7 protein-coding genes and 2 pseudogenes are annotated in these 8020 nt (G+C 45.9%); 3 read left to right on the forward strand and 6 right to left on the reverse strand.

The window, feature by feature from the left end:
- The first annotated feature begins 76 nt into the window (after positions 1-76).
- Positions 77-595: a deoxyribonuclease V gene (nfi, locus tag RLO19_RS26275; RefSeq protein WP_446360341.1), complete on the forward strand. Its 519-nt coding sequence runs from the start codon at positions 77-79 to the stop codon at positions 593-595.
- Position 596: 1 nt separating this feature from the next.
- Here nfi and RLO19_RS26280 read toward each other — a convergent pair whose 3' ends face one another.
- From RLO19_RS26280 to queA, 6 genes and pseudogenes are all read right to left on the reverse strand, one after another.
- Positions 597-1031 carry a hypothetical protein gene (locus RLO19_RS26280; RefSeq protein WP_446360336.1) on the reverse strand — a complete coding sequence of 145 codons (435 nt, stop codon included), beginning with the start codon at positions 1029-1031 and terminating at the stop codon, positions 597-599.
- A gap of 53 nt (positions 1032-1084) precedes the next feature.
- Positions 1085-1219 (reverse strand): hypothetical protein, encoded by a 135-nt coding sequence (locus RLO19_RS26285; protein WP_446360337.1) that lies wholly within the window; start codon positions 1217-1219, stop codon positions 1085-1087.
- A gap of 108 nt (positions 1220-1327) precedes the next feature.
- The gene (locus RLO19_RS26290) at positions 1328-2911 is read right to left on the reverse strand and encodes a cation:proton antiporter (RefSeq protein ID WP_446360338.1); all 1584 of its coding nucleotides are present in this window, start codon (positions 2909-2911) and stop codon (positions 1328-1330) included.
- Positions 2912-3138: 227 nt separating this feature from the next.
- Positions 3139-4422: a tetratricopeptide repeat protein gene (locus RLO19_RS26295; RefSeq protein WP_446360339.1), complete on the reverse strand. Its 1284-nt coding sequence runs from the start codon at positions 4420-4422 to the stop codon at positions 3139-3141.
- An 85-nt stretch (positions 4423-4507) separates the two neighbouring features.
- Positions 4508-5771 (reverse strand): annotated as a pseudogene (locus RLO19_RS26300) (RNA-guided endonuclease InsQ/TnpB family protein).
- A 147-nt stretch (positions 5772-5918) separates the two neighbouring features.
- A complete protein-coding gene (gene queA, locus RLO19_RS26305) occupies positions 5919-7082 on the reverse strand; it encodes a tRNA preQ1(34) S-adenosylmethionine ribosyltransferase-isomerase QueA (RefSeq protein WP_446360340.1) in 1164 nt (387 codons plus the stop codon).
- Positions 7083-7352: 270 nt separating this feature from the next.
- Between queA and RLO19_RS26310 the strand changes: the two genes are divergently transcribed.
- Both RLO19_RS26310 and RLO19_RS26315 read left to right on the forward strand, forming a co-directional pair.
- A complete protein-coding gene (locus tag RLO19_RS26310) occupies positions 7353-7742 on the forward strand; it encodes a hypothetical protein (RefSeq protein WP_446334556.1) in 390 nt (129 codons plus the stop codon).
- Positions 7743-7804: 62 nt separating this feature from the next.
- A pseudogene (locus RLO19_RS26315) lies at positions 7805-8020 on the forward strand (zinc ribbon domain-containing protein); the annotation flags it as partial.

The raw sequence follows: 8020 nt of genomic DNA on the forward strand, positions 1-8020 counted from the left end.
AGCACGCGCCAACTAATTAAACCCTAAAATACAAAAAGGTAATCAAGGCGCGGCTGGTAGTCCGCTTTGCCGGAAAATCGCTGTCAGTCTTAAATTGAGCCTATACTACAAAACCATACTACATTACAAGTTAGGGATTCCCTATATACCGGGGTTTCTATCGTTTCGGGAAGTTCCCGTCGTACTTGATGCCCTATCTCAGATTAAGATAACTCCTGACCTAATCTTGTGTGATGGTCAGGGAATTGCCCATCCGCGCCGATTTGGTCTGGCAAGTCATTTAGGCTTATTAATTACGGTGCCCACGATTGGGGTGGCTAAGTCCCGATTAATTGGTCAGCACGAGGAATTACCCCAACAGAAAGGGAATTGGCAACCTCTGCGACATCGGGGAGAGGTGATTGGTGCTGTCGTGCGATCGCGAACTGGAGTTAAGCCATTGTATGTCTCTCCGGGTCATCGGATCAGCTTACCCACCGCGATTGATTATGTCCTGCGCTGCACTCCGAAATATCGATTACCTGAAACTACCCGTTGGGCTGATAAACTGGCATCAAATCGGATCGGTTCATTACGTCCGAGCTCCCCCAATTAATCTAATGACTGTCGGTTAGGCTTTCTGCTTCTTGGCTGCTGACTTCTTCAAGAACGTCTATGCGTAAGCGCACAGGTTTCTCATAAAGATTTTCTGCCCAAAATTTTTCAATGGGTGTAGCGGGATCAACTTGAATTTTTAGTGGATTTCCTGGGATACAATCGTAGGTTTTCATCCCATCCCCACATCGAATCGGCATTTCTCCTTGCTGAGAATAAATAATCAGTCGCGTTGCGGGTGAATCAAGCTGAATTGATCGTCGTGATCCCCCAGCTAAAACGTTCAGGAAGTACGACTTTAACGGCGACTGGATTGGTTGTTGAGTTTCAACGCCACTGTGATCAAGTGCTGGCAGATTTTCTGCTTGAGCAGGAAGGCAGCAACAAATCAAGAATAATAGCGTTAAGATAAAAAGTCTTAGTTTGATCATTCTCATCGTGAATTGATATAAACTTATTATTTTGATATATTTAGTGGTTTTTCTTATGTTTATCCCAAAAATGGCGGATGAAGTGGTGAGCTTGGGGACGATAGAAGAGGATTTATCTGATCAATAAAGGTCGGGGTAGATTTATAGCAATCGCCATATCGGTTAGGACGCATCATTTGGTAGAGACGTTGCATGCAACGTCTCTACAACGGTTCGGAAAGTCTTAATCGATGTGTCTACTGCTATAGTAACATCAGTGTAGAGACGTAGCCGGCTACGTCTCTACTATTATTCAGTCTCAATCACTCATTCTCAATGAGCCTTTCATCGGCTTCAATTAAGGCTTCTTGTAGTAGGGGTGAGAGGTTCTCGGTTAAACGTCCAGCACGGATAAATTCAGCGTAGGTATCCGCCTCGATATTGACCATTTGTTCTTGCAGTTGTTCCATGTCCAAGGTTTGTAACTGGGGATGGTGATGGAGTAATTTCTCAACCTCGCTTTGAATAGTTTCGAGTTGACCATCAACAAGTTTTATCTGGTACTGACAAAATTCTGAATTCATTTCGTCGTTAGTCGTTGCTGACTCTAAGTAGTTTTTTACTCGATTAAGTGCAACACGACGGGCGATTGCCTCTGAATATTTCTGACGCACGGGTTGATCTCCAATTAAATCCAGTTTTTCCAGAAGGAATTGGGTAGTTAACCCCTCAACTAACAGCGTAAACAGTACCACGCCAAAAACCGTAACAATAATATCTTGTCGTCCCTCCAAACTCACCGGAACACTTAAGGCTAGGGCAATGGAAACCGAACCCCGTAATCCGCCCCACCACAACACCGTTTGCTGTCGCCAACCGATGTTGGACTTGACTAGTCCATTGCTAATCGTCGCTAAGCTGTAAATTGAAATAGCACGGGTGAATAGAACGGCTCCAATGGTAATCCCAATTAAGTCTAGGTTTTGTCCCAAGCGGGGAAAATCAATTTGGTCACCAATGAGGAGAAAGACAATTGAGTTGACAAAAAATGCCAGAAAATCCCAGAATTCAGAGACAATTAAGCGGGTGCGGGGGTTCATGCCAATCCGGGAACCAAAGTTGCCCAGAACTAACCCCACAGTTACTACGCCAATAACTCCAGAACCGCCGAGTTCTTCGGTAATCAGGTAGGTGCCATAGGCAGAGACTAACGTCAGGGATTGTTCGACGAGGGGTAAATCGAAGCGTTGGGTGAGAAAGGAAATACCAAACCCGATTAAGCAACCGACACCGATACCAATTCCGACAAAGGTAAAGAATTGGGCAAATGTGGTGGATAGGGAAAATTTCTGCGTACCGAGGGGAATACCGACTAATAATAGAAAGGCGACGACGGCGACACCATCATTAAATAAGCTTTCCCCCTCCATGAGGGTTTTTAGGCGTTTATCCGCACCCAGTTCCCGGAATAGGGCGATTACTGATACCGGATCAGTTGCGGCTAGACTCGCGCCGACTAATAATGCGATCGCAAGAGGTAATTCTGTGAATTGGGTAATGGTAAAGGCAATTCCCAGCACCGAAATAACTACCCCCACCACCGCAAACAGAATCACGGGGATTAAATCTCGCCGCAAATCCCGCCAGCGGATATTCCAGGCGGCTTCAAAGAGTAGGGGGGGGAGGAAAATCTCTAGAATCAGTTCCGGGGATAGGTTCACCAAGCGCACATCGACAAAGGCTAAGCCTAAACCGACTATAACCAGAAGTAAGGTATAAGGGATTTTACGGAACCAGGGAAAAATCCGGGAAACTGTGGCGACGCTCAGAGACACCGACAGCACCAAGAGAAATTGTTCCAGATTCTGCTCAATTGCAGCTTCGCTGATAGCGGATTCTATGGACATGAATGACACTCCAAGGTACTGGCAGTCTTTATATAACAAAAAGCATTATGTCAAGATAAAGATAGACGCGATCGCGTCACCAGTCAAGCTGGTTAGGACTTCGTGAACCATGACAGATTACCTCTTTGAGGTGCAACTTGGTATTAGCAGATTACTTGGAGGGCGTAGACGCGGAGCGGCTTGTGTTAGAGTCCTGTAGTTTAGGGCTGACTGGAGTGTGCCATTCACTAGGGTTCTTCACTTATTGCAGGCATTGGTTGGAGTGAATTGGGCAATGGGTTCGATGAGATGTTGAGTTGGGTTAGATATTGGTCAACGGCATCAATTTTCTCCAAATTGCCTTCTTCAATAAACAAATTCCTGGCTTCTAAGAGGAAGGAAACCGCCTCTTGTCCCCGTCCAACTTGCTGGAGGGCTATTCCTAGGTTGTAAAACGCGAGTGATAGTTTTGGATTGAGCAGAATGGCTTGTTGATATTCGGAAATAGCCTGTTCATACTGTTGATTTCGATGCAGCGCTACGGCTAAATTATAGTGCGCCAGCGAATCGTAAGAATCAAGTTCTACGGCTCGTTGAAGTGCTGTTATCGCCCGCTCATATTCCCCATTTTTAATCAGCGCTACTCCTAATTGGCGCAAAGCATCCACATTGTCAGGATCTAGCCGTGTTACCCAATCAAATCGGCGAATGGCTTCCTCAACATCCCCTTGTTGTAAAAGAATTAGACCCAGTTGATAATGAGCCGATGCAAATCGTGGATTGATCTGAGTTGCTTTGATAAAGGAATTTTTGGCTTCAGTAATCTGATTTTGTTGAGCCAGCAGCAATCCTAGTTGGTAATGGGCTTGTACGAATTGTGGATCGTTGCGAACGGCTTGCCGTAGTGCCGCGATCGCGGAATCGGTTTGGTTTTGTTTGGCGAGTAGTAATGCCAAATTATACTTAGCAACAGCGGAGTTAGGATTGAGGCGAACGGCTTGTGTGTATTCACTCAGCGCGGCTTCAGTATCACCTTGGGCTTCTAATGCCAAGCCTAAATTATAGCGAGCGGCGGCTAAATTGGGATCAAGAGCGATCGCCTGTTGATAGGCGCTAATCGCTTCCTCGATATTGCCTTGTTGGTATGACATCAAGCCCAGATTGTAATGTGCCTCTGCCATATTAGGATCGAGACCAATCGCCATGCGATATTGTTCAGCGGCTGAGTCAATCTGACCTTGCTGAAACAGGGCATTCCCCAGCAAATACCGTGCCATGGGGATAAACGGATCTTCCTGTAGGGCTTTACCAAAGGCGATCTCGGCGGCTTTGAAGTCACCGCGATTATAGCGCATGACTCCTTGTTGGAAAAATGTCGCCGCTTCTAGGTCATTCGTGTATAACCCTTCAACTAACTGCTTACTGTGCTGGCGTTTGGGTAGAGTTTCAGCGAAGGCGGGACTAGCCGACAGGAAACTGAGTGCGAATAGGGCGGCGGTAAGTCCAAAGGGTCGGTGATAGTTTTTAGACATGGTAGAAGACGATTGGGAAATTGAATAGGGAATATGTACGAGGTCAAGAGTCCGTAGCTTCCTATCTTAATAGTGCCAATATGAACTACAGCGACTTACTGCGTTGAAGTCGCTGTTTCTGACGTTTCAACATCCCTAGTTGCTTCATGCTTGGAGCAATCAGTAGAGCTAGGCGACTCTACGTCTAAAGAGGCTCGTTCCAAACCCCTTGCCCAAATTTCGTTAACTTGGGCAGCATTAACATCTCTATCCTCAACATGATTGCAGTGGGAATTAGAGCAAACGTGAACTCGATCAGCCAAGCTCTTGGGTGTTAATTCCCAACATTTAGCGCATCTTTGAGTTGGTTTAAGTGTTCGAGTTGGTGACTCAACATAAAATCCGCCAGCTTCAGCCGCTTTGTAAGTTAATAAATCTCCAACAATGCCAAATCCAACATCAAGGATAGACCGATTTAATCCGGCTTTCTGTTTTTTGCGTTTACCTTTCTTAGCTTTACCCGTCATCTTCTTGACATTTAACTGCTCACCAGCAATTAGGCTATTACTGCTAACTATCTCGCTGGTTATTTTATGCAGCCAATCTTCTCGTTGACGAGCTATCTTGCTCTGGAGTTTAGAAACCCGCTTCCGTTCTTTTTTCCATCGTCTTGAGCCTTTAACTTTTTTGTTTCTGTTAGGCGCTCTTTTGCGTCTTAAACGCTTAGAGGCTACTTTAACTTTTTTGTGTCCCTCCTTAATAAAATCTGGTTTAGCAATTTTTTTGCCCGTTGACAGGGTGATCGCGTCTTTGCACCCAAGGTCAATTCCAATTGAACTCGTACCTGTTTGACGAGTTGGCTCACACTGTACTGTTATTGATGCATACCACTTGCTGTTTCTAAAGAAAATCGTGCAGGTTGTTGGAGTTCCCCAAGTTCTAGCTTTGCCTCGCATCTGGAGCTTTAAGCCAAGGTCTCTCAACTCAAGATGACCATTTTTGCCTAAGAAGAAAACTTTCCAACTTGCTTTATCCGGATATGTCCAGCCACTGTATCTTCGTTTTGCCTTGAATCTAGGATATTTACCCAAACCTTTGAAAAAACGAGTATAAGCAAAATCAACACGTTTTAATGTAGCTTGTAACGTATGAGAACCTAATTCTGCATACTCAATCCAAACCTTTTTAAACTCAGGTAAACAATTCTGCTGTTCAAAATAGTAAACAGAATGCCCAAAGCGCTTGTACTGTGTCCTACGATTTGCAATTGCCGCGTTGTAGAGTTCACAGTGCATCTTTCTAGCCCAATGGAGCTTGTCACATTGGGTTTTCTTTGGATAAAGTCTGTAGGTTACTCTACGTGTTTTCATCCCTACATTTTAACATGAATTTGCCTATTTTTACTTGACAGGCTAGGGGATATCCAATCCCTAGCCCGTCCACTATCCTTCTCCGGCTTACTTCGTTGAAGCAGGAGATTGCCGCGATTCTTGTTCACTCCCCGATTGGTTCGCACTTTAATCGCTAACCGCTTCTGGCAAAATCAGCATGGCATCACCAAAGGAATAAAATCGATAATTATACGCGATCGCTTCAGCATACAACTTCAACAGCCGCTCTCTGCCAATCAAGGCACTCACGAGCATTAATAGTGTAGAACGGGGCAAGTGGAAATTGGTAATCAACCCATCAACCACCCGCCACTGGTAACCTGGATAAATAAATAATTCGGTTTTGCCACAATAGGGTTGCAATTCCCCACTCGCCGCCGCCCCCTCCAAAGCCCTAACCACGGTTGTACCAACGGCAATCACCCGCCCACCGGAGGCTTTGGTTTGCTGAATTTGTGCCACCGTTGCGGCGGATACCTCCAACCACTCGCCATGCATTTGATGACTCGTCACATCTTCGATTTCCACCGGGCGAAACGTACCCACACCAACGTGTAAGGTAATCGACGCCTGCTCAATTCCCCGTTGATGACACCTCTCCAACAGTTCAGGGGTAAAATGGAGTCCGGCTGTCGGGGCGGCTACTGCACCTGGGATTTTGGCGTATACGGTTTGATACTGATCGGGTGTAGCTTGAGAGTGGGTGATGTAAGGCGGAAACGGAACTTGACCGTAGTGGGGTAATAGGGTGATTAAAGATTTCCCCTGGGGTAGGTCAAACTGCAATAGACGCCCCTTGGTTTCATCATCTCTAGCGATAATCGTTGCCTGGAGGGGAGGTAGGGCACCATAAGTCTCTCGATTCTTTGTCTGTATAAGTCCTGCTGTTTCTGTCTCGTCTGATGATGGGGGAGTCTCCCCATAACTTACCGAAGTGACAGGTTTATCCGGTTCAAAGACTATCGTTGAACCCACTTTCAGCCGTCGTCCCGGTTTCACCAATGCTAACCAACAGTTGTGCTCCCGTTCCTCTAGCAGTAACACTTCTACGGGTGTGCCAGTTAGCTTCCGCCCATAGAGTCGAGCCGGAATCACACGAGTATTATTCAGAACCAACAAGTCGCCGGCACGCAATAACTGAGGTAAATCTCGAAAAATGCAGTGTTGATGATGAGTGGCAGACTCAACCACTAGCAAACGAGAACTATCTCTAGGGAAAAGCGGGGTTTGAGCAATCTGACTCTCTGGCAGATCATAGTTATAGCTGGAAAGCAATAGGTCATTCGGCATGGGTGGTTATTTAAGTCAAGTACAGTATTTCATCAATCTTTGACAAATTGGGTAGGTCAGGGACGGGTCAGGGTTTTAGCTCTACTTTATACTGTGACTTACCTTCTGCCATCCGGTACTCATCCCCAAAAACAAATGACAAAGGACTAAAACAAGAAAATTGGGTATGATCCCCCAGTTGAGAGCGGGGGCTTTTCCCCTACCAATTCCTGATCCCCGTTGTCAGAATGAAGGTATAGCACTTCCTTGCACTCCACGCCTAGCTGCCCTATGGATTACCTTTATTTTTTAGCCAATGCTAGTTTGACACTGCGAGTGGTCGAGTACCTCCACTCCATGATCCAGCTTCCCGTTCAATATACAACGGTGATTCATCAAATTGATGGCTGGGTAATTAAAGTTAAAATGAGCAGCCCCCTCACACCTCAGCAACATGGAGACTTCCAAGCCTTCATGAGCGAATTGGGGATTCCCTTCCAACCCGACATGCGCTTGCAAATGGCTTTTTGGAGCCTCGATACGGGACAATCTCCTATTGATGTCATGCGTCGCTACCAAGTCGCGGTGGTGTCTCATGGTCACCCTGATAAGACGGATATTGAAGCGTTTCGCCAACAATTTACCATGGGACTAGGATACTGTCCAGAAACATTAGCGTAAAGAGGTTGACTTAATCTTTAATTAACCGGACATATCCGGGTATAGTGGTACAAGAGCTATTCCTCAACCAAAAAGCTGAGATGACCAACACGATTGTCATTACAGGTTCAGAAGCCTACACTTCCAAAACTTGTACTAAGTGTGGTCATATTCATCAAACGTTGGGAGGCTCTAAGGTTTTCAAATGCCCATCTTGCGGTCATGTTTTGCCGCGAGACATGAATGGCGCTTTGGGCTTTATGCTCAAAGCTTTGCGGGATACCGCCTTCACCATCAAT

The organism is Coleofasciculus sp. G2-EDA-02 (assembly GCF_040226375.1).
In the GTDB taxonomy this organism is placed as follows: Bacteria; Cyanobacteriota; Cyanobacteriia; order Cyanobacteriales; family Coleofasciculaceae; genus Coleofasciculus.